Source organism: Pseudomonas yamanorum, from assembly GCF_013386765.1.
Classification (GTDB): Bacteria; Pseudomonadota; Gammaproteobacteria; order Pseudomonadales; family Pseudomonadaceae; genus Aquipseudomonas; species Aquipseudomonas yamanorum_A.
The window spans coordinates 127,913-148,294 of record NZ_JACARE010000017.1; the positions used below are offsets into that span (position 1 = coordinate 127,913).

The 20,382-nt window shown below is 60.6% G+C and carries 16 protein-coding genes; 7 read left to right on the forward strand and 9 right to left on the reverse strand.

The window, feature by feature from the left end; genetic code table 11:
• Window positions 1-67: 67 nt before the first annotated feature.
• Complete coding sequence (locus HX875_RS12055; RefSeq protein WP_177043367.1) at window positions 68-3,919, reverse strand: bifunctional diguanylate cyclase/phosphodiesterase; 3,852 nt, start codon at window positions 3,917-3,919, stop codon at window positions 68-70.
• Between the two features lie 285 nt (window positions 3,920-4,204).
• Between HX875_RS12055 and ettA the strand changes: the two genes are divergently transcribed.
• Window positions 4,205-5,869 carry an energy-dependent translational throttle protein EttA gene (gene ettA / locus HX875_RS12060; RefSeq protein WP_177043368.1) on the forward strand — a complete coding sequence of 555 codons (1,665 nt, stop codon included), beginning with the start codon at window positions 4,205-4,207 and terminating at the stop codon, window positions 5,867-5,869.
• A 335-nt stretch (window positions 5,870-6,204) separates the two neighbouring features.
• Window positions 6,205-7,542, forward strand: coding sequence for an NADP-specific glutamate dehydrogenase (gene gdhA, locus HX875_RS12065; protein ID WP_177043369.1), 1,338 nt, complete (start codon window positions 6,205-6,207; stop codon window positions 7,540-7,542).
• Here the strand turns inward: gdhA and HX875_RS12070 are convergent.
• The 4 genes from HX875_RS12070 to HX875_RS12085 form a co-directional block, all read right to left on the reverse strand.
• Complete coding sequence (locus HX875_RS12070; protein ID WP_177043370.1) at window positions 7,539-8,036, reverse strand: GreA/GreB family elongation factor; 498 nt, start codon at window positions 8,034-8,036, stop codon at window positions 7,539-7,541. The genes gdhA and HX875_RS12070 overlap by 4 nt on opposite strands.
• A 70-nt stretch (window positions 8,037-8,106) precedes the next feature.
• Entirely contained in the window at window positions 8,107-8,463 is a 357-nt protein-coding gene (locus tag HX875_RS12075) for a hypothetical protein (protein ID WP_169386343.1), read from the reverse strand.
• Window positions 8,464-8,687: 224 nt separating this feature from the next.
• The gene (locus HX875_RS12080) at window positions 8,688-10,541 is read right to left on the reverse strand and encodes an Lnb N-terminal periplasmic domain-containing protein (protein WP_177043371.1); all 1,854 of its coding nucleotides are present in this window, start codon (window positions 10,539-10,541) and stop codon (window positions 8,688-8,690) included.
• Between the two features lie 93 nt (window positions 10,542-10,634).
• Complete coding sequence (locus tag HX875_RS12085; protein WP_177043372.1) at window positions 10,635-11,123, reverse strand: DUF3015 domain-containing protein; 489 nt, start codon at window positions 11,121-11,123, stop codon at window positions 10,635-10,637.
• A 267-nt stretch (window positions 11,124-11,390) separates the two neighbouring features.
• Between HX875_RS12085 and HX875_RS12090 the strand changes: the two genes are divergently transcribed.
• Window positions 11,391-13,829, forward strand: coding sequence for a Lon protease family protein (locus HX875_RS12090; RefSeq protein ID WP_177043373.1), 2,439 nt, complete (start codon window positions 11,391-11,393; stop codon window positions 13,827-13,829).
• A gap of 200 nt (window positions 13,830-14,029) precedes the next feature.
• The gene (locus tag HX875_RS12095; RefSeq protein WP_076014017.1) at window positions 14,030-14,356 is read left to right on the forward strand and encodes a PA4575 family protein; all 327 of its coding nucleotides are present in this window, start codon (window positions 14,030-14,032) and stop codon (window positions 14,354-14,356) included.
• 148 nt (window positions 14,357-14,504) lie between these two features.
• Here the strand turns inward: HX875_RS12095 and HX875_RS12100 are convergent, their stop codons facing one another.
• Window positions 14,505-16,340, reverse strand: coding sequence for a hypothetical protein (locus HX875_RS12100; RefSeq protein ID WP_177043374.1), 1,836 nt, complete (start codon window positions 16,338-16,340; stop codon window positions 14,505-14,507).
• Window positions 16,341-16,506: 166 nt separating this feature from the next.
• Here HX875_RS12100 and HX875_RS12105 point away from each other — a divergent pair, with 166 nt between their 5' ends.
• Both HX875_RS12105 and HX875_RS12110 read left to right on the forward strand, forming a co-directional pair.
• A complete protein-coding gene (locus HX875_RS12105; RefSeq protein ID WP_010174946.1) occupies window positions 16,507-16,995 on the forward strand; it encodes a TIGR00645 family protein in 489 nt (162 codons plus the stop codon).
• Between the two features lie 114 nt (window positions 16,996-17,109).
• Window positions 17,110-17,727 carry an FKBP-type peptidyl-prolyl cis-trans isomerase gene (locus HX875_RS12110; protein WP_177043375.1) on the forward strand — a complete coding sequence of 206 codons (618 nt, stop codon included), beginning with the start codon at window positions 17,110-17,112 and terminating at the stop codon, window positions 17,725-17,727.
• A 147-nt stretch (window positions 17,728-17,874) separates the two neighbouring features.
• On the opposite strand, the gene HX875_RS12115 is transcribed toward HX875_RS12110, so the two are convergent.
• The 3 genes from HX875_RS12115 to HX875_RS12125 form a co-directional block, all read right to left on the reverse strand.
• Complete coding sequence (locus tag HX875_RS12115) at window positions 17,875-18,132, reverse strand: PA4570 family protein (protein WP_003215856.1); 258 nt, start codon at window positions 18,130-18,132, stop codon at window positions 17,875-17,877.
• Between the two features lie 197 nt (window positions 18,133-18,329).
• On the reverse strand, window positions 18,330-18,671 hold the full coding sequence (locus HX875_RS12120; RefSeq protein WP_003215858.1) for a zinc ribbon domain-containing protein YjdM: 342 nt from the start codon (window positions 18,669-18,671) through the stop codon (window positions 18,330-18,332).
• A gap of 188 nt (window positions 18,672-18,859) precedes the next feature.
• The gene (locus tag HX875_RS12125; protein WP_177043376.1) at window positions 18,860-19,828 is read right to left on the reverse strand and encodes a polyprenyl synthetase family protein; all 969 of its coding nucleotides are present in this window, start codon (window positions 19,826-19,828) and stop codon (window positions 18,860-18,862) included.
• Window positions 19,829-20,067: 239 nt separating this feature from the next.
• Here HX875_RS12125 and rplU point away from each other — a divergent pair, with 239 nt between their 5' ends.
• Complete coding sequence (gene rplU / locus HX875_RS12130) at window positions 20,068-20,382, forward strand: 50S ribosomal protein L21 (RefSeq protein ID WP_003176051.1); 315 nt, start codon at window positions 20,068-20,070, stop codon at window positions 20,380-20,382.

Sequence of the window (20,382 nt, forward strand, 5' to 3'; positions counted from 1 at the left end):
TGCCGGGCGATGGCTCGGCGGTGCGGCTTACGCAGCCTCGCTGGCGCTCGACAGCTGCTACGGGGGGTTAATCGAACATGAAGAGGGCATCATTGCTGAACTGCGCCTCAAACCGGTTCGCCGGCATCGGGCGCCCGAACAGGTAGCCCTGCACCTCATCGCAACCGTGCTCCCGCAGGAAGTCCAGCTGCTCATGGGTTTCCACGCCCTCGGCGATCACCGCCAGGTTCAGGCTGTGGGCCATGGCGATAATCGCCCGGGCAATCTGCGCGTCCTGCTCACCCGACGGCAGGCCGTCGACAAAGGTGCGGTCGATTTTCAGTACGTCGATGGGGAATTGCTTGAGGTAGTTCAGCGATGAATAACCGGTGCCGAAGTCGTCTACCGCAATGCTCAGGCCGAGGTTTTTCAGGCTGGCGAGGATCTGCATCGCCTCGTTGACCTCGCGCATCAGGATGCTTTCGGTCAGCTCCAGCTCCAGGCACGCCGGCGGCAGGCCGGTGTCCTTGAGGATGGTGGCGATGCGCTCGCCCAGTTGCCCGTCGGAGAACTGCCGGGCCGAGATGTTCACCGAGACCTTGGGCACCCGCACCTTGTTCTGGTGCCAGGTCTTGAGTTGGCGACAGGCTTCGCTGATCACCCAGTCGCCCACGTCCACCACCAGCCCCAATTCCTCCAGCACCGGGATGAAGTCCCCCGGCGGCACCAGCCCGCGGCGCGGATGACGCCAGCGCAGCAGGGCTTCGGCGCCTGTCAGGCGTTTGCCGTCGCCGCTGAACTGCGGCTGGTAATACAGCACGAATTCGTTTTGTTCCAGGGCGTGACGCAGGTCGCTTTCCAGCTCCAGGCGTTCCAGGGCGCTGGCGTTCATGTCGGCCTGGTAGAACTGGAAGTTGTTCTTGCCGCGCTCCTTGGCGTGGTACATCGCCGTGTCGGCGTTCTTCATCAATTGGCTGAGCTCGTTGCCGTCCTGCGGGCTCAACGCGATGCCGATACTGGCGGTGACGAAGAACTCGCGACCCTCCAGCACAAACGGCTTCACCAGGCTCGCCAGAATCTGCTCGGCCACATGAATCGCCCGGTTCAGCGCCATCTCGCGGTTGACCCGGGGTTGCAGGAGCAACGTGAACTCGTCGCCGCCCATGCGCGCCACGGTGTCGTCTTCGGCCACGCAGCCCAGCAGGCGGGTGGCCATTTCCTTGAGCATGCGGTCGCCGGCGGCGTGGCCCAGGGAGTCGTTGATCGGCTTGAAACGGTCAAGGTCGAGGAACATCAGCACCACCCACGACTTCTGCCGTTCCGCCGACTGCAACGCGGTGTGCAGGCGGTCCTGGAACAACGTGCGGTTGGGCAGGTGGGTCAGGGCGTCGTAGTAGGCCAGGCGGTGGATCCGCTGTTCGCTGGCCTTGCGCTCGCTGATGTCGCTGAAGAAACACACGTAGCTGGCCAGGTCGCCTTCGTCATCGAACACGGCGGTAATCCCGACCCACGCCGGGTAATGCTCGCCGTTGCGGCGCTTGAGCCACACTTCGCCTTCCCAGGTGCTGTGCTGGTGCAATTGCTTGAGCACGTAGCGCAGGTGGGCTTCCTGCTGTTCGTCGACAGTGAGCATGTTCGGCAACTGGTCGAGCACGTCCGCCACTGCATAACCGCTGACCCGGCTGAACGCCTCGTTGGCCTGCACGATATAACCGGCCGGGTCGGTGATCAGGATTGCCGACGTAGAGTGTTCGAATACCGTGGCCGCCATGCGCAGGTCTTTTTCCGCACGGCGTTGCTGGCTGATATCACGACCCACGCCGAGAATGCCTTCGAACGCGCCGTGTTCGTCCCACACCAGCACCAGGCGCAGTTCGATCGGGACCTTGCGCCCGTCGGCCCGCAGGCAATCGAACAGGAACAACTGGGTCTGCACGTCGTTGCGCAACGCGGCGAGGGATTCGGGTTGGTCCAGGGCGCGGCTGACTTGCTCCACAAGCGAGTAGATGCCAGTCAGTTGCTGCGGGTTGGCGATGGTCGACTGCCAGCCGTTTTCGAAGATCCAGTCCACGTCATAGCCCAGCACCGCATTCACCGACGGGCTGACGTAGTTGAGGGCCAGCTTGCTGTCGGTAGAAAAGATCACGTCGCTGATGCTTTCGGCCAGCATGCGGTAGCGCTGTTCGCTGTCGCGCAGGGACTCGCTGGCCTCGATCTGGTCGGTGATGTCCTTGGCCACGCCGATGATGCGCGTGACCTGGTCGGTCTTGTCCCGGGCCAGGGCCTGTTCGCGGATATCGAAACGCCGCCATTGGTTGTTGCGGTGGCGAAAGCGCAATTGGCACTGCAACTGGCTGAGGTAGCCGGCCTGACGCTGTTGCAGGCGCAGGTCGTGATAGCGCTCGGCGTCTTCAGGGTGCAGCAGGATTTCCCAGAAGTACTCGCCCATCTGCTGCAACTCGGGCTTGTTGTAGCCGAGGGTGTGGCCGAGGTGGTGGTTGCTGAAGATCATGCGCTGGCTGATCACGTCCTGCACATACAGGTGATCGGGCACGGTGCGCACCACGTCCGACCAGAACCCTTCGCGCTCCACCAGCGACAGCTCGATCAGCTTGCGGCTGGTGATGTCACTGATGCTCAGGATCACCGCCTTGAAGTCGTCCTGTTGTTCCGGCAGGCGCATCACCAGCCACAGATATTGGTCGTTGCCTTCGACATCGCTGAGCTGGATTTCCAGTTCGAGCTGCTTTTGCTGGGTCAGTACCGCGTCGATCACCTGGTTGCCGATGGCGGTCGGGCTCGACGGGCAGGCGTCGATCAGGCGTTCCCAGGCTTGTTCGCAAGAGGCCACATTCAGCAGGCGCACCGCCACCTGGTTGACCTCGGTGATGCGCAGCTCCTTGAGCAATTGCTGGCGTTGCTCCGGGTTGTCTTGCAGCAACTGTTGCAGTTGCTCGCGGGTTTGCAATTGGGCCTTGTCGAAGAACGCGCGCAAACCCGACAGGTCGAGCACGCACAGGGCCACGCCGGTGCCTTCGAAAATGTCCTGGTAGCGGCGGCGCCCCTCATGCACCTGGCGCTGGCGGCGGCGCATGTTCAGCAGCACGATCACCGGGATCAGCGAGAAGGCCAGGCCCAGCAGGCATTTGCCGATAAACGCCGGCAGCAATTGCTCCAGCACGGCGGCGCGGTCGAACAGGCCGCGCAGTTGCCAGTCGCTCTTGCTCAGGGGCGTGACCAGCACACTTTTGTTCAGTTCGTCCGGGGTCAACGCCGAGGCCCACTGGGCCGGCATGCCGCTGTCACGGCTGACCACGCGGTGGTTAAGGCGGTTTTCGATGACCCACATCGGCCGCTGGCCCTGGCCGTCCTGGCGGGTCAGGTTGGCCAGGTAATTGGGCGCCAGGCGCAGGGCCCAGTACATCTTGGTGCCGCCGCTGGGCTGGTGCAGCAGCAGGTAGATGACCGTGCCGTCGTTGTTGTTGCTCAGGTAATAGGACTGGGCGTGGCTGCGCTTGACCAGCTCTTCGAGCCAGGCGCTGTCCTGGCTGTCGTTGGCGCTGTCGCTGATCATCGCCCCGCTGGGGGCGAGCAGGGCCACGCTGCGCAGCTCCGGCAGGGAGCGTTGCAGGGTGCGCATCAGGATTTGCTGCTGTTCGGTGTCCCGCGGCGGCTCGACGATCGGTAGCAGGTTCAGGGCGATCTGCGCGCTGAGGGCCATGTTCAGGCTGATCTGTTCGGCCAGGTCGGCGCTGTAGTCGATGGTGTATTGCTGCTGGTTCTTCTGGTTTTGCTGCAGTTGGTCCAGCAGTTGCCAGAACAATAAGGCGAGCAGCAGCAGGACCAGCGTCGCCAATGCGCCCTTGAGGGTTCCGTGCAGGGGCGCTCCCGGCGCTATATGAGCGGCGCGCAGGGGAGTTGGCTTTGTTACGTTGGACAAACTGTGATCCTGCGGTTTGGCTGGACTGGCGCGCGACGTGCACTATAAGCCGGACGCCCGGAGGGCGGCTAGCATGCCTTGTGTTGTGGCAAAGTGCCAGCCCCGCCTGGCTGGACTGCCCACCCGCATTCAGGTAGCTTTGCCGGTTACGCGAGGGCGTTCCAGCCCCAGACAATCAGGCATCTACCGTACGCAGGCATTGATCGTCATCAACGGCCCGCGCGGCGCATGGCCTGGCACGGGCTTCGCCCGCTTAATTCATCAGTCACTGACGCTAGGTTCACCATGGCTCAATACGTCTTCACCATGCATCGGCTGGGAAAAGTTGTTCCGCCGAAGCGGGAAATCCTGAAAAACATTTCTCTGTCCTTCTTCCCGGGCGCCAAGATCGGCGTGCTCGGCCTCAACGGTTCGGGTAAATCCACCCTGTTGAAAATCATGGCAGGCGTCGACACCGAGTTCGACGGCGAAGCCCGCCCGATGCCCGACCTGAACATCGGCTACCTGCCACAGGAACCAATCCTGGACCCGACCAAGACCGTGCGTGAAGTGGTCGAGGAAGCGGTCAGCGTGATCAAAAACGCTCAGGCGCGCCTGGACGAGGTTTACGCGGCCTACGCGGAAGAAGATGCCGACTTCGACAAGCTGGCGGCAGAACAGGCCAAGCTCGAAGCCATCCTGCAAGCCGCTGACGGTCACAACCTGGACCGCCAGTTGGAAGTCGCCGCCGATGCGCTGCGCCTGCCGGCGTGGGACGCCAAGGTTGAGCACCTGTCCGGTGGTGAAAAGCGTCGTGTGGCCCTGTGCCGCCTGCTGCTGTCGGCTCCCGACATGCTGCTGCTCGACGAACCCACCAACCACTTGGACGCCGATTCCGTCGCCTGGCTGGAGCATTTCCTCCACGACTTCCCGGGCACCGTAGTTGCGATCACGCACGACCGGTACTTCCTGGACAACGTTGCCGGCTGGATTCTGGAACTCGACCGTGGCGCCGGTATCCCTTACGAGGGCAACTACTCCGGTTGGCTGGAAGCCAAGTCCAACCGTCTGGCGGCCGAATCCAAGCAGCAGTCGGCCCATGAAAAGGCCATGAAAGACGAGCTGGAGTGGGTGCGTAAAGGCGCCAAGGCGCGTCAGTCGAAATCCAAGGCCCGTCTGGCGCGTTTCGAAGAGATGCAGTCCCAGGAATTCCAGAAGCGTTCCGAAACCAACGAAATCTACATCCCGGCCGGTCCGCGCCTGGGTGACAAGGTCATCGAGTTCAAGAACGTCTGCAAGGGCTACGGCGACCGCGTGTTGATCGACAACCTGTCGTTCTCCATGCCAAAAGGCGCCATCGTTGGCGTGATCGGCGGTAACGGTGCGGGTAAATCCACCCTGTTCCGCATGCTGATGGGCAAGGAACAACCGGACTCGGGCACTATCGAAGTCGGCGAAACCGTGCAACTGGCGTGCGTGGACCAGAGCCGCGACGACCTCGACGGCAGCAAGACCGTGTTCCAGCAGATTTCCGACGGTTCCGACCAGATCCGCATCGGCAACTATGAAATCCCGTCGCGTACCTACGTGGGTCGCTTCAACTTCAAGGGTGGCGACCAGCAGAAGTTCGTCAAGGACCTGTCCGGTGGTGAGCGCGGTCGCTTGCACCTGGCCCTGACCTTGAAAGAGGGCGGCAACGTCTTGCTGCTCGACGAACCGTCAAACGACCTCGACGTTGAAACCCTGCGTTCCCTGGAAGAAGCCCTGCTGGACTTCCCGGGCGCCGCCATTGTGATCTCTCACGATCGGTGGTTCCTTGACCGCGTGGCCACTCACATCCTGGCGTACGAAGACGACTCCCAAGCCGTGTTCTTCGAAGGCAACTACACCGAATACGAAGCCGATCGCAAGAAACGCCTCGGCGAAGCCGCTGCCCAGCCGCATCGTGTACGGCACAAGAAACTGGCCTGATTCGGGTTGGTGGTATGAAAAAGCGGAGCCCTTTGTGGCTCCGCTTTTTTTTGCATTTTTTCAGCTGGACCGAGGTGGATTCATCGCAGGCAAGCCAGCTCCCACAGTTGAAATGCATTCCAGATGTGGGAGCGGGCTTGCCTGCGATAGCGGTTTACCTAGTGGTGCAAAATTCGGATTGAAATCCTCATTAAGGTGCAAAAACCGCTTTAATTTATATTAAATGCACCATTTAAATTCACAAAAGCGACATTTTGCCCTGTCGCGGTGCGACATGAATTGATAAAGTCCGGGACAAATCTCCTTTAACGACAATAAATTTGCCGAGACTTTTCATGATTGAATCCGTTGAATCCTTCCTTGCCCGCCTCAAGAAACGCGACCCCGACCAGCCTGAATTCCACCAGGCCGTGGAAGAAGTCCTGCGCAGTTTGTGGCCGTTTCTTGAAGCCAATCCCCACTACCTGAACTCGGGCATCCTGGAGCGCATCTGCGAGCCGGAGCGTGCGATTGTGTTCCGGGTGTCGTGGGAAGATGACCAGGGCAAGGTGCGGGTCAACCGCGGGTTCCGGATCCAGATGAACAGCGCTATCGGTCCGTACAAGGGTGGCCTGCGTTTCCATCCGTCGGTGAATCTGGGCGTGCTGAAATTCCTCGCCTTCGAACAAACCTTCAAGAACTCCCTGACCTCCCTGCCCATGGGCGGCGGCAAGGGCGGCTCGGACTTCGATCCCAAGGGCAAGAGCGATGCCGAGGTGATGCGCTTCTGCCAGGCCTTTATGAGCGAGCTGTACCGCCATATTGGTTCGGACGTGGATGTGCCCGCCGGTGATATCGGCGTGGGCGCGCGGGAGATCGGTTTCCTGTTCGGGCAATACAAACGCTTGAGCAACCAGTTCACCTCGGTGCTGACCGGCAAGGGCATGAGCTACGGCGGCAGCCTGATTCGCCCGGAAGCCACCGGTTTTGGTTGTGTGTACTTCGCTGAGGAAATGCTCAAGCGCAATGGCGAGCGTGTCGAAGGCAAGCGCGTGGCCATCTCCGGTTCCGGTAACGTCGCCCAGTACGCGGCGCGCAAAGTCATGGACCTGGGCGGCAAGGTGATTTCCCTGTCCGACTCCGAAGGCACCCTGTACTGCGAAAGCGGTTTGACCGAAGAACAATGGTCGGCACTGCTGGAGCTGAAAAACGTCCAGCGCGGGCGCATCAGCGATCTGGCTTCGCGTTTCAGCCTGGAATTCCGTGCCGGCAAGGCACCGTGGGAACTGGCCTGCGACATCGCACTGCCCTGTGCGACCCAGAACGAACTGGACACTGACGCGGCGCGCACCCTGTTGCGCAATGGCTGCGTGTGCGTGGCCGAAGGCGCCAACATGCCCACCACCCTTGAGGCTGTGGATATCTTTATCGAGGCCGGCATCCTGTTCGCGCCGGGCAAGGCATCCAATGCCGGCGGCGTGGCGGTGAGCGGGCTGGAAATGTCGCAGAACGCCATGCGTCTGCTGTGGACCGCTGGCGAAGTGGACAGCAAGCTGCACAACATCATGCAGTCGATCCACCATGCGTGCGTGCACTACGGCGAAGAAAACGGCCGGGTCAACTACGTGAAGGGCGCCAACATCGCCGGCTTTGTGAAAGTTGCGGACGCAATGCTGGCCCAAGGCATCGTTTAAGCCTCGGGCTCGATGCGCAGGATTTCGATCAACTGATCACCGACGGGGCGCTTCCACAGCACCTCGTCGCCCACCTGCGCACCCAGCAGCGCCCGGCCAAGCGGCGACCCCCAGTTGATCAGGCCCACCGTGGCATCGGCCTGGTCTTCGCCGACCAACTGAATGCGCTGCTCTTCGTCCTGTTCATTGGCAAACGTCACCCAACTGCCGATCTGCACCTTGTCGGTGGAGGTCGCCGGCGCCACCACCTGCGCGCTTTGCAGGCGCTGGTTGAAGTAACGCAAATCCCGCTCGAGGTCAGCCTGACGCTGTTTATCGGCCTGCTCGCCCTTGGCGGACTCTTCGCTGTGCTCGCTCTGCAACTGCGCCACCTTGGCCTGCAACTGCGCGAGCCCCAGGGCGGTGAGGTGATTGGGTTGCGCGCTGACCTGGCGTTCCACCGGCTGGCTGGCCTGGGCAGCGGCGCTGTCTTCGTTGACGAACGCTCGACTCATGGGATTCTCCTGCTATGGAGTTTGGGCCATGGTCGCAGGGGTTAAGTTTCGCCGGATGTCTGAAAGCGACCTATGGCGAGCGAAAGGCCCGGGCGGCGTCGCGGTCCTTTTCCTGTTGCCAGGCGCGTTCGCGGTCGTCCCAGTGGCGGTTCTTGTAGTCGTTGAGGTCTTCGTTCTCGCGCATGGCCTTGCACTGGCGAAAGCCGTCATCCCAGCCTTCGGCGTAGGTGCGGTCCTTCAGATAGCGGGGGACGTTCTTGCGAAACTCCCCTGTGATTACCCCGGCGGCCTGGCGGCCGCTGCTGCAACCGTCGTCATAGCCGTCGGCGAAGGCGGGTGGGTAACCCTTGGCCAGCAAATCTTCGTGGGTCGATTGGCAACCCGACAGCAAGGCCAACACGCCCAGCATTACTGCGTACCGCCACATCGCTTGCTCCCTGGCCGTTGAACGGCTGATGAGGGGAGTTTAGAAGGCGATTCGTTGGGGGGATGTGAAAGGGCTGTGATTAATCTGTTGGCACTGCTGCGTCTGAAGTGTGGGAGCTGGCTTGCCTGCGATGGCATCGTTGCGGTGCAACTGGCAGACCGCGTCGTCTGCATCGCAGGCAAGCCAGCTCCCACATTTGATAGGTGTTTTCCTGGAGAGTGGGGTCAGTAGTGATACCACTTCACTTCCAGCATCACTTCATTGACCGGTGTCGCCAAGTGGCTGTATTCCCGCTGCGCACTCAGTCTCAACCCCAGGTTGCGCGACAGTTCCCACTGTTGATTCAGGCTGATACTGCGCCGCACTTCGCCATTGGTGAAGAAATCACCCTTGGCTTCCAGGCTGAGGTTGCCCAGCGGGTTGCGCCACAGCACGCCGGTATTGAACCCGGCCGCCGGGGAGATGGCTTCGCCGAAGTCGCTGTTGTGTTCCACACGCACGGTGCCCAGTGCAAAGCCGAGCATGTCGTCGCGCAGTTGCCAGGTGCTGCCAGCGCCGCCGTTGACGTGGCTGACCAGGGTTTCGTCGTCATGCTTGCCCGGTACGCGCTCAAGGCCGCCGGTCACTTGCCACGACCAGGGTTGCAGCAGTTCGTTGCGCGGGGTCAGTGAGCGGATGGTCGCCAGATCCAGTTGCTGCAATTGCCAGTGGTTGCCTTCGTACTGGCGCAGTTTCATTTGCAGGATTTCGATCTGCGCGCCCAATGGGAAGCCTTCGGCGTTGTCGTTCAGGTCGTGGTAGGCCATGCGCAGGCCGTATTCGCCGAACGCTTTGTCGCCCCGGGTGCCGATGCCCGCTTGCCAGGTGCGGGATTCGTGGCCGTCTTCGGGCAGGCCGGGGCGTTCGATCTTCAGGTCCGGTGCCGGGTTCTGGTTGATCGCCCGCAGCAGTTCAAAGCTGCGCTGGGAACGTTCGGTGTCGCGCTCCAGGCCGTTGGCGCGGTAGCGGCCAAGGCGGTAGGCGGCGTCGATGATCAGGGCCTGGCGGTCTTTGGCGATGGCCTTGAAGGCTGGCTCTTGCAGTTGTTTTTGGTCGTCACTGATCTTCAGCACCCATTGCTGCTCGTCACTGTCCAGCGGCTTGGCGCGTTCCAGCAGTTCCCGTTCACGGGAGGGGCGGTAGTCGATTTTCTCCACCAGGCCGGCTTCTTTCACGGCTTTGACCGTGTCGGTGGGGATGGCGGTCAGCGGGAATTGTTCGGTCAGGCGCAGGCTCGGGCGGGCCACTTGCAGCAGTTCCAGCAGGCGATAGGAGCAGTTTTCGTCGAAGAAGAAGTAGTCGAACTGGATCTGCTTGAGCTCCCACACGTGCTCGACCATGCGCTCGGTCTCGACTTGGGTCAGGTTCAGGCGGTATTCCCACAGGTCGCGGTTCTCCAGGCTACGGTATTCCGAGAGTTTTTCCTGGTAGGGCACCAGTGCGAACAGGCCCGGATAGCCGCCCATCAGGCCTTTCCAGGCGTAGAGGATGCTGTTGTCCGAGCCTTCGATATAGGCGCCGAAGTTGATCGCATAGCTGAGCAGGGCGGTGTTGTTGCTCTGTACGTCAGCCTGGTCGATGCGCAGCAGGGTGTGACCGAACATTGACGAGGGGCTGTTGAGGTAGGCCGCCGGGAAGATCATCACCGCGCTGTGGGGGGCGACGTCCTTGAACCATTGCTTGAATTCCTTGCAGTCCAGCGCCGGCAGGTCAGTCAGGTGCAACTGGTCCTTGAGCCAACGGGTACGTGCCGGATACACGCATTGGGCGTGTTTTTCACCGAGGCTGGCCGGGGCATACAGCGCCTCTACAGTCGCCTTCAGCTCCTGGTCCGGATGGTGGGCGCCATCGGGAGCGAGGAAGAATTTCTTGTCGCTGACATAACTGCGCCAGCCCTTGAACTTGCCGGATTCGTAATGCCCCAGCGAGAGCCAGAACGGATCGTTGGCCAGTTGCTGCAAACGTTGATCATCAAGGTGCGGGGCCGCATACAGCGGGGCGCAGGCGAAGAGTGCCAACCAGGCAAGGCGTTTGAGCATGTGGGCAACTTAAGTCGAGATAAAAAGACCCAAAGGGGAGGCAGGTCCAAAAAATAATAAACCCGTGCCTCACGAGGCACGGGCAGGTCGAGCTTAAGCCTGGGTAGCGTATTTCGCCAGACGGGTGTCGCCTTTCAGTACCGCCAGGGTGTTGTTGTGCACGTCATCAGCAGTGACGTCAGCCTTGCTGAAGATTTGCTGGAAGTGCTCGTGAGTCACAGCGGCAAAGTGCTCGCGATCTTCAGGAGCAACGCCCAGTACCACGGCGTAGGTAGTCAGCGCCTCGCCGTTACCCTTGGCCATGTCTTCGGACAGCTCGTTCATCATGCCATTCATGGCAATCCACGATTTGCCACCGTAGGTCAGTGCGCTGTTGGTGCTGCAGCCGTTGGTGCCCGAGGTCATGCCGAAGGTGGCGTTGCCCGAGGTACCGTTGGTGGTGGAGGCGAGGAAGTGAGCGGGAGTGCCGCGTTGGCCTTCGAACAACATGTTGCCCCAACCGCAGTTCGGGCCACCTGGCGCTTCAGCCATTGCATTGAGGGAGACGACGGTGAAGAGAGTACCGAGAAGGATCCGTTTCATAGCTTTGTTCTCTTTGTGTGCAAACCAATGGACAAGGGTTCAGGCGCCTCAAAGCGCCCTAGGGGCCGGTTATTAGTCCAACCCGCGCAGTTTGGAGTTTAGGCATGATCCAAGGGTTCCGTGACTTTTTATGAAACAAGCCGGAAACACTCGGTTTTTTTACAGCCCCGAACCCGTGTCTATGCTTTCCCTAAGCCGTGCCTTGCCAGCCGGCCCAACCCGGCGCCAGAATGCCGTCATCTGCCCCGCCTGATGTAAGGAAGCCCGATGCCTGATCCTGTTGCTGCCAGCTTGCGTCTAGCGCCCGAAGCGCTGACTCGTCCTTTTTCCGCTGAACAGTTCAGCTTCTCGACCACCAATGATTTGGAGCCCTTTCGCGGTGTGCTTGGCCAGGAACGTGCGGTCGAAGCCTTGCAGTTTGGTGTGGCCATGCCACGCCCCGGTTACAACGTATTTGTCATGGGCGAGCCCGGTACGGGCCGCTTTTCGTTCGTCAAACGCTACCTCAAGGCCGAGGGCAAGCGCCTGCAGACCCCGGCCGACTGGGTCTACGTCAATAACTTCGATGAGCCTCGCGAACCCCGTGCCCTGGAGTTGCCAGCGGGCGGTGCAGCTGCGTTCATCAGCGACATCAACGGCCTGATCGATAACCTGGTCGCGACCTTCCCGGCGGTCTTTGAACACCCGACTTATCAACAGCGTAAAAGCGCCATCGACCGTGCCTTCAACCAGCGTTACGACCGCGCCCTGGATGTGATCGAGCGCCTGGCCCTTGAAAAGGATGTGGCGCTGTACCGTGACAGCAGCAACATCGCGTTTACCCCGATGCTCGACGGCAAGGCCCTGGACGAGGCGGAGTTTTCGCAACTGCCGGAAGCCGATCGCGAGCGTTTCCACACCGACATTTCCGAACTGGAAGAACGCCTCAACGAAGAACTCGCCAGCCTGCCCCAGTGGAAGCGCGAGTCCAACAACCAGATGCGCCAGTTCAACGAAGAAACCATCACGCTGGCCTTGCAGCCACTGCTGGCGCCGCTTTCCGAGAAGTATGCGGAGAACGCGGCGGTCTGCGGCTACTTGCAGGCGATGCAGGTCTACCTGCTGAAAACCGTGGTCGAGCAGTTGGTGGACGACGCGAAAACCGACGCCCAGGCCCGCAAGTTGCTGGAAGAGCAGTACTGCCCGAGCCTGGTGGTGGGCCATCCGGTCAACGGTGGCGCGCCGGTGGTCTTCGAGCCGCATCCGACCTACGACAACCTGTTCGGCCGCATTGAATACAGCACCGACCAGGGCGCGCTCTACACCACTTACCGTCAGTTGCGGCCGGGTGCGTTGCACCGGGCCAACGGCGGTTTCCTGATCCTTGAAGCCGAGAAGATGCTCAGCGAGCCGTTTGTGTGGGACGCCCTCAAGCGCGCCCTGCAATCGCGCAAGCTGAAGATGGAGTCACCGTTGGGCGAACTGGGCCGCCTGGCCACCGTGACCCTCAACCCGCAAGTGATTCCGCTGCAACTCAAGGTCATCATCATTGGTTCCCGTCAGCTGTACTACGCGTTGCAGGACGCGGATCCGGACTTCCAGGAGATGTTCCGGGTGCTGGTGGACTTTGACGAAGACATCCCGATGGTGGATGAAAGCCTGGAGCAGTTCGCCCAGTTGCTGAAAACCCGCACTTCGGAAGAAGGCATGGCGCCGTTGACCTCGGATGCCGTGGCGCGGCTGGCGACCTACAGCGCGCGCCTGGCGGAGAACCAGGGGCGCTTGTCGGCGCGTATCGGTGATTTGTTCCAGTTGGTCAGCGAGGCGGACTTCATTCGCCACCTGGCGGGTGATGAGCGTACCGACGCCGGGCACATCGAGCGCGCGCTCAAGGCCAAGGCCACGCGCACTGGACGGGTTTCCGCACGGATTCTCGATGACATGCTCGCCGGGGTGATCCTGATCGACACCGCCGGTGCGGCGGTGGGCAAGTGCAACGGGCTGACCGTGCTGGAGGTGGGTGACTCGGCGTTCGGTGTGCCGGCACGAATTTCCGCCTCGGTGTATCCGGGCGGCAGTGGCATCGTGGATATCGAGCGTGAGGTCAACCTCGGCCAGCCGATCCACTCCAAAGGCGTGATGATCCTCACCGGTTACCTGGGCAGCCGTTATGCCCAGGAATTCCCGCTGGCGATCTCGGCGAGTATCGCCCTGGAGCAGTCCTACGGTTACGTCGACGGTGACAGTGCGTCCCTGGGCGAGGCCTGTACCTTGATCTCGGCCCTGTCGAAGACGCCGCTCAAGCAGTGCTTTGCTATCACCGGCTCCATCAACCAGTTTGGTGAAGTGCAGGCGGTGGGCGGGGTCAACGAGAAGATCGAAGGCTTCTTCCGCCTCTGTGAAGCCCGCGGGCTGACCGGCGAGCAGGGGGCGATCATTCCCCAGGCCAACGTCGCGACGCTGATGCTTGATGAGAAGGTGTTGCAGGCCGTGCGGGACGGGCAATTCCATGTCTACGCCGTGCGTCAGGCTGACGAGGCCCTGAGCCTGCTGGTGGGCGAGCCGGCCGGTTCGCCGGACGAGGAGGGGCAATTCCCTGAAGGCAGCGTCAATGCGCGAGTGGTGGAGCGTCTGCGGGCGATTGCCGAGATGATCAGCGAAGATGACCTGAAGGAAGCCGAGAAGGAGCTGGCGCAGGAGGCGTTGGCCGAGGCCAAGCCGGTGTAATCAATGCCGAAGGGGCCGGCTGTCCGGCCCCTTCGGCATATTTTTGACGCCGCCATGACGGCAGTCGTCCGTTGGTCCCCCAGCCTTGGTTTGTAGCGGGTTTCTTCTATTCTCAGCTCAAGGGATATCCAAAGGAGTCGCTGGATAGAAACAGTCTTGCCCTGCAAGGCTGAATACCGGATCTACCGAGGGTCGCCGCCATGTCGCGCAACCTCTGCCTTACCCGCCAGTGCCTGGGCCTGGTCACCCGTATCGAATGTTCGATTCGCCCTCTCGCGGGGGATACCGGGATGTGGACTTTGTTGTTTGCCGCCGGAATGACTGGCGAGCAGCCTTCCACCATCAAGTCCCAAGGCCCGTTTCACGGACCTTTCGTGGCACAAACCATCCTCGATTCGATTGTCGAAAGCCTGACCCTGCACGGGTACGAGCTGGCTGATGATCCGCAGATCTGGTGTCTGCACCTGCAGGCGCACTTGCGACAGCTCAATGGCGGACGGCAAACGGCGTTGAGTGATATCCGCTAAACATCGAAAACCGAATGTGTGGGTTTGTGTGGGAGCTGGCTTGCCTGCGATGCAGGCAACTCGGTCTTTCAGCCAGACCGAGGTGATGCTATCGCGGGCAAGCCCGGCTCCCACACAAGCCGGCTTGGAGCTTCTGTACTGGTGGCGCTTACGGTTTGGGGGCAGGCGCTGCCTCGGGCTTGTCCAGCTTGACCTCAAATCCATACTCCACCGTATTCAGTCCGGTGCGCTGATAGGTTTCAAATGTGGTCGGCTGGCCGTAGAAGTAATGCACGTCGAACAACGCAGTGCCGTATTCCTCGGCCCGGTGGCTGACGCCGAGGATTTCCTTCAGGTAGTTGCCGCTTGCGTCCTTGGCATAGAACCGCCAGCTGTCGGCGGGGAACTGCTTCTGGTCGACAATCAGTGCGTTGTCTTTCAGCTCCAGGCCCTTGGGCAGTTGCCCGGCGGTGAGCGTGCCTTTTTCGATGGTGGCCAGGAACAGCGGCATTGATCCCACGGCAAATCCCGGGTTCTCGGGGAACAGGTTCAGGTCATAGGTGATGGTGGCGCGGCCCGGGTCGACCTCGTAGGCTTCGGCGGGCAGTTCGATCGGCTCGCCGAGCTTGCCTTCGTCGTTGGCCGTGAGGAAGGTCACGGGGGCATCGCCGCCGCCGCGGTCGTCGCCCAGCAGGTCGTCGTTGAAGGTGTACGGGTGATCAAACTCGATGTGCGCCGCGCTGGCGTCATCCACCGATTGATTGATGGTGACGCTTTTCTTCAGTTGGTCTTCGGACAGCGTGGCATCCTTCAGCCAGTCGGAGGCCTGGTCGTCATACACGGTGACCGGCATCGGCAGGGGCTGTACGGTTTTCTCCAGGCTGTTCTTGTCGAAGCGCCGTACGGGCAAGTCCAGGTCCTTGCGGGTAATCGTGGCTTGGGAGAAGTCGAGGACGCTGACTTGCACGTTGTCGATCAGGCCGTTGAAGTACACCTTGGTGTAGTGGCTGTCCTGCTTGTGTTCGAAGGCTTTCTGCTCGTCTTCCAGCTGCTTCTCGAAGGTGTCGGACCAGGCCTTCTGCTTTTGCATCTCCGCCAGTTGTTTCTCGTAGAACGCCAGTTGTGCGGCGTTCTCGTTGATCGAGCCCGAGCGTGAAAGGAATTGCCCGGTGGTGTCGCGCGCCTGCACCAGCAGCGGGTTAGGCGATTCGTCGGCGACTTCCGGCGCGAGTGGGGCGCTGTTGGTCAGTTCGATCTCGGCGTAGTTCTTTTCCAGGGTCAGCAGGGTGACCGTGACGTTTTCTTCGGTGCGTTTGCGGCCCACGTCCTTTTTCGACAAGTCGAAGGTGAAGACTTTACGCGGCGCGATCACTTCTACCTTGCCCTTGAGGGTGACGGGCTGCGGCTGGCTCTTGTTGTCAGTCTCGATGCCTTCGACGAACGGGTAGGTCACCGTCAGGTCATCGGGGTTGGTCAGGTTGGAACTGGTGGGGCTCAACTGGATGCCCGGGTCGGTTTCCGACCATTCCGGCTGGAACGGGATGACCTTGTTGTTGCTCAGGGTCACCGACTGCCATTCCAGGCCGTGGGGAAAGGGGAACTGGTCGGGCACGTTGAAGTTGAAGGGGAAGATCGGCTGCAGGTCCGTCAGGTAGTCCGAATGGGACGCCTTGCGCAGCACAAACAGGCCATTGATGTAGGTATCAACCAGGGCCTGGGGCGTCGGGTAATGCTTGAGCAGCGCCAGGCTGTCTTCGCTGTACTCGGCCTCGATGGGCTTGGTGGCGAGCTTGGCCCGCGCCCGTTCCAGCAACAGCAACGAGCCACCGAGCTCGGACACGGCGTCCTTGAGCTTGGGGTCCTGGATGGCGTCCAGGGACTGTTCGAACTTGGCGGTTTTCTCTTCGAGGCTGGCTTGCTTGTGTTCATCGCTGGGGGAACAACCGCTGCCCATCAGCAACGCCGCACACAGGCCAATGCTGGCCAAAGGGGATCGCACATCCATTATCTGAGTTTTCCTGTCCGACATCATCGAGCCGAGTTGATGAGCTCGACACTAGCAGAAAAATTCTTTTACAGATGCCGTACAGATCAGTTTTCTCGACGGTTTCTGGGGTTTGGATGCGGCTGGTATACTCGGCGCCATTTTTAGCCACGCTGTGTGAGATTCAATGGAACGCTTTATCGAAAATGCAATGTATGCCTCACGCTGGCTGTTGGCGCCGATCTACTTCGGTTTGTCCCTGGGGCTGCTGGCGCTGGGGTTGAAGTTTTTCCAGGAAGTCTTCCATGTGATTCCCATGGTGTTCTCCATGAGCGAGTCGGATGTGATCCTGGTGCTGCTGTCGTTGATCGACATGGCGCTGGTGGGCGGCCTGCTGGTGATGGTGATGATCAGTGGCTACGAGAACTTCGTCTCCCAGCTGGACATCGACGAAAGCAAGGAAAAGCTCAACTGGCTGGGGACCATGGACTCCTCGTCGCTGAAGATGAAGGTTGCGGCGTCCATCGTGGCGATTTCGTCGATCCATTTGCTGCGGGTCTTCATGGACGCCAAGAACGTCGACCCCGAGCACCTGAAGTGGTACGTGATCATTCACATGACGTTTGTAGTGTCGGCGTTTGCCATGGGTTACCTGGATAAGGTCACCAAGCATTAATTACCCCCTGGCGCTCTCCTGCGCGGGGCTCATCAAGGGCGTGGCTTGTGTGCTAGGCTGCTCGCCCTTTTAGTTTGGACGGCGTGTGTTGTCGTCCTACAGCGGAGCAGTTCCATGTCCGAAGTCAACTTGTCCACCGACGAAACCCGCGTGAGCTACGGCATTGGCCGTCAGTTGGGCGACCAACTGCGCGACAACCCGCCACCGGGCGTGAGCCTGGATGCGATCCTGGCTGGCCTGACCGACGCTTTCGCCGGCAAGCCTTCCCGTGTGGACCAGGAGCAAATGGCCGCCAGCTTCAAGGTCATCCGCGAGATCATGCAAGCCGAAGCTGCTGCAAAAGCTGAAGCCGCTGCGGGCGAAGGCCTGGCTTTCCTGGCTGAAAACGCCAAGCGTGACGGCATCACCACCCTGGCTTCCGGCCTGCAATTTGAAGTGCTGACTGCAGGTAGCGGCGCCAAGCCGACCCGTGAAGACCAGGTACGTACTCACTACCATGGCACCCTGATCGACGGCACTGTGTTCGACAGCTCCTACGAGCGTGGCCAGCCTGCTGAATTCCCGGTTGGCGGCGTGATTCCTGGCTGGACCGAAGCCCTGCAACTGATGAATGCCGGCAGCAAATGGCGTCTGTACGTGCCGAGCGAACTGGCTTACGGCGCTCAAGGCGTTGGCAGCATCCCGCCGCACAGCGTTCTGGTGTTCGACGTCGAGCTGCTCGACGTTCTGTAATACCTGCTGACAGTTGCTCCTGGCTCTAGGGGGGAGCTGGCTTGCCTGCGATAGCATCACCTCGGTTTCAAGTTAAACCGAGTCGTTTGCATCGCGGGCAACCCGGCTCCCACATAGAGCCAGTGTTATTCAGGGTTTGCAGGTTGCTCATGGATGAAACTTGCCATTGAGATCCGTCACTGGGCGCAACGCCCGGGCATAGCAGAACAGAAACAGATTTCTCACCACCTCCTTCAATACCCCAGGTTCACTCGAGCTCAGGCCATTGACGTCCAGGTCGCCCTGGTCCTGCAGTTCGCTTAGCGCTTCTTCTTCCAGTACTGCGCAGACTTCCCCGGTTTCCCGATGGAGGATTCGCAGGTAAGGGTGTGGACGGTCCAGCCAGGCATCGATCAAATAAGTCATGGGAAGCATCTCCTTGATGGGTTTCAATGAGAATAATTCTTATTCAAGGAATAGCAAGTGCCTATTGGCGATTTCCGGACTTTTCTGTGTGGATATTGTTTCTGATCAAAAGGCCTGGCCTTTTGCCGCCAGTGCGGAAGTGACGCGGGGAGGGTGAAGCGCCATCCCGTGCAGGGCACGGGATGGAGGCAGCAGGTTCAGACCTTGCGGACGAACTCGGACTTGAGTTTCATCGGGCCGATACCGTCGATCTTGCAGTCGATATCGTGGTCGCCGTCGCACAGGCGGATGTTCTTGACCTTGGTGCCGACCTTGACCACCAGGGACGTGCCCTTGACCTTGAGGTCCTTGATCACGGTGATAGTGTCGCCGTCCTGCAGGACGTTGCCCACAGAGTCTTTCTTCACGGATTCATCGCTGGCAGCCTCGGCTTCGCCACCGACGGCCCACTCATGGGCGCATTCCGGGCAAATCAGCTGGGCGCCGTCTTCGTAGGTGTATTCGGAATTGCATTTTGGGCAGGGTGGCAACGTGCTCACTAAAGCTCCTTTAGTTTCAGGATGGCTAAAAAGCGCACATTGTATAGGGTTTTAGCCGGGCAGGGTGCAGCAACGCCAGAGAACGCTGTGGGAGCTGGCTTGCCTGCGATTGCATCACCGCGGTGTGACAGACAAACCGAGGTGCCTGCATCGCAGGCAAGCCAGCTCCCACATGAAGCAGAGCAGAATCAGTGAGTACGGGCGACCGCAAACTCACTCAGCTCAACCAGGGCGTCCCGGTATTCGCTGGCTGGAAGGGCTTCCAGGCACTGGATGGCACGAGCGACGTAGTCACGGGCCAGTTGTGCGGTGTATTCGAGGGAGCCCGAGGCTTCCACGGCTTCGCGGATGCTTTCCAGGTCTTCGATCCCGCCTTTCTGGATCGCCTTGCGCACCAGGGCCGCCTGTTCCGGCGTGCCTTCGCGCATGGTGTAGATCAGCGGCAAGGTCGGCTTGCCCTCGGCCAGGTCGTCACCGACGTTCTTGCCCAGGGTTTCGGCGTCGCCGCGATAATCCAGCAGGTCGTCCACCAGTTGGAAGGCCACGCCCAGGTGATCGCCGAAGGTGCGCAGGGCTTCGCGCTGCTCGGGCGTCGCTTCGCACAGGGCTGCGGCACTGTGGGTCGAGGCTTCGAAGAGCATCGCGGTCTTGCCGCGAATCACTTCCATGTAGGTTTCTTCGGTGGTGCTGGCGTCACGAACCTTCGACAGCTGCAATACTTCGCCTTCGGCGATGATGCGCGTGGCCTGTGAAAGAATCTTCATCACCGGCATCGAGCCCAGCTCGACCATCATTTCGAACGAGCGCGAGTACAGGAAGTCGCCCACCAGCACGCTCGGCGCGTTGCCCCACATCGCGTTGGCCGTCTCGCGACCGCGGCGCATGCCGGACATGTCGACCACGTCGTCGTGCAGCAAGGTGGCGGTGTGCAGGAACTCGATGGTCGCGGCCAGCAGGCGCAGGTCATCGCCTTCGCGGCCGAGGGCCTTGCCACACAGCAACACTAATAAAGGACGCAGGCGTTTACCGCCGGCCGACGTAATGTAGTCGCCAATTTTGGAGACCAGCGGCACTTTAGAAGTCAGCTGCTTCTTGATGATGCCGTCGACGGCGCTAAAATCGTCCGCCACCGCGCGGTAGAAAGCTTGGGGTTGCATCAGCGACAGTCGCTCCAGAAGGGTTGCGCGGCATGCTAGGACCCACGTCCCGTAGTGTCAAGGCGCGATAGACGGCTACTTGCAACACCTCCATAGCTTGCGTACAATCGCGCACCCTGAACTTCCTGGGCAGCACCTGCCTTACGCAATTGCATTCGGGACGTCCATCCCATGCAGCCATGCCAGCCAATACCTCTTCTTATAAAGCGCTGGGTGAGCAGGATTATCGGAGAAATACCATGTCGTACGCAGTAATTGTTACTGGTGGCAAGCAATACAAGGTCGCCCCAGGTGAATACCTGAAGATCGAGAAGCTGGAAATCGCTACTGGCGAATCCGTTACTTTTGATCGCGTTCTGTTGGTCGCCAATGGCGATGACGTGAACATCGGCGCTCCAGTTGTTGCAGGCGCTACCGTTGTGGCTGAAGTGATCTCCCAAGGTCGTCACGATAAAGTCCGCATCATCAAGTTCCGTCGTCGTAAGCACCACATGAAGCGTATGGGCCACCGCCAGTGGTACACCGAGATCAAAATCACCGGTATTCAGGCTTAA

Bases quoted from the DNA above. Each gene is read 5' to 3' on its own strand.
- HX875_RS12070 (WP_177043370.1), bottom strand. From the start codon at position 8,036: ATGAGTCGAGCGTTCGTCAACGAAGACAGCGCCGCTGCCCAGGCCAGC.
- HX875_RS12085 (WP_177043372.1), bottom strand. From the start codon at position 11,123: ATGAAACGGATCCTTCTCGGTACTCTCTTCACCGTCGTCTCCCTCAAT.
- ettA (WP_177043368.1), top strand. From the start codon at position 4,205: ATGGCTCAATACGTCTTCACCATGCATCGGCTGGGAAAAGTTGTTCCG.
- HX875_RS12075 (WP_169386343.1), bottom strand. From the start codon at position 8,463: ATGTGGCGGTACGCAGTAATGCTGGGCGTGTTGGCCTTGCTGTCGGGT.
- HX875_RS12105 (WP_010174946.1), top strand. From the start codon at position 16,507: ATGGAACGCTTTATCGAAAATGCAATGTATGCCTCACGCTGGCTGTTG.
- HX875_RS12125 (WP_177043376.1), bottom strand. From the start codon at position 19,828: ATGCAACCCCAAGCTTTCTACCGCGCGGTGGCGGACGATTTTAGCGCC.
- gdhA (WP_177043369.1), top strand. From the start codon at position 6,205: ATGATTGAATCCGTTGAATCCTTCCTTGCCCGCCTCAAGAAACGCGAC.
- HX875_RS12100 (WP_177043374.1), bottom strand. From the start codon at position 16,340: ATGGATGTGCGATCCCCTTTGGCCAGCATTGGCCTGTGTGCGGCGTTG.
- rplU (WP_003176051.1), top strand. From the start codon at position 20,068: ATGTCGTACGCAGTAATTGTTACTGGTGGCAAGCAATACAAGGTCGCC.
- HX875_RS12095 (WP_076014017.1), top strand. From the start codon at position 14,030: ATGTCGCGCAACCTCTGCCTTACCCGCCAGTGCCTGGGCCTGGTCACC.
- HX875_RS12090 (WP_177043373.1), top strand. From the start codon at position 11,391: ATGCCTGATCCTGTTGCTGCCAGCTTGCGTCTAGCGCCCGAAGCGCTG.
- HX875_RS12115 (WP_003215856.1), bottom strand. From the start codon at position 18,132: ATGACTTATTTGATCGATGCCTGGCTGGACCGTCCACACCCTTACCTG.
- HX875_RS12110 (WP_177043375.1), top strand. From the start codon at position 17,110: ATGTCCGAAGTCAACTTGTCCACCGACGAAACCCGCGTGAGCTACGGC.
- HX875_RS12080 (WP_177043371.1), bottom strand. From the start codon at position 10,541: ATGCTCAAACGCCTTGCCTGGTTGGCACTCTTCGCCTGCGCCCCGCTG.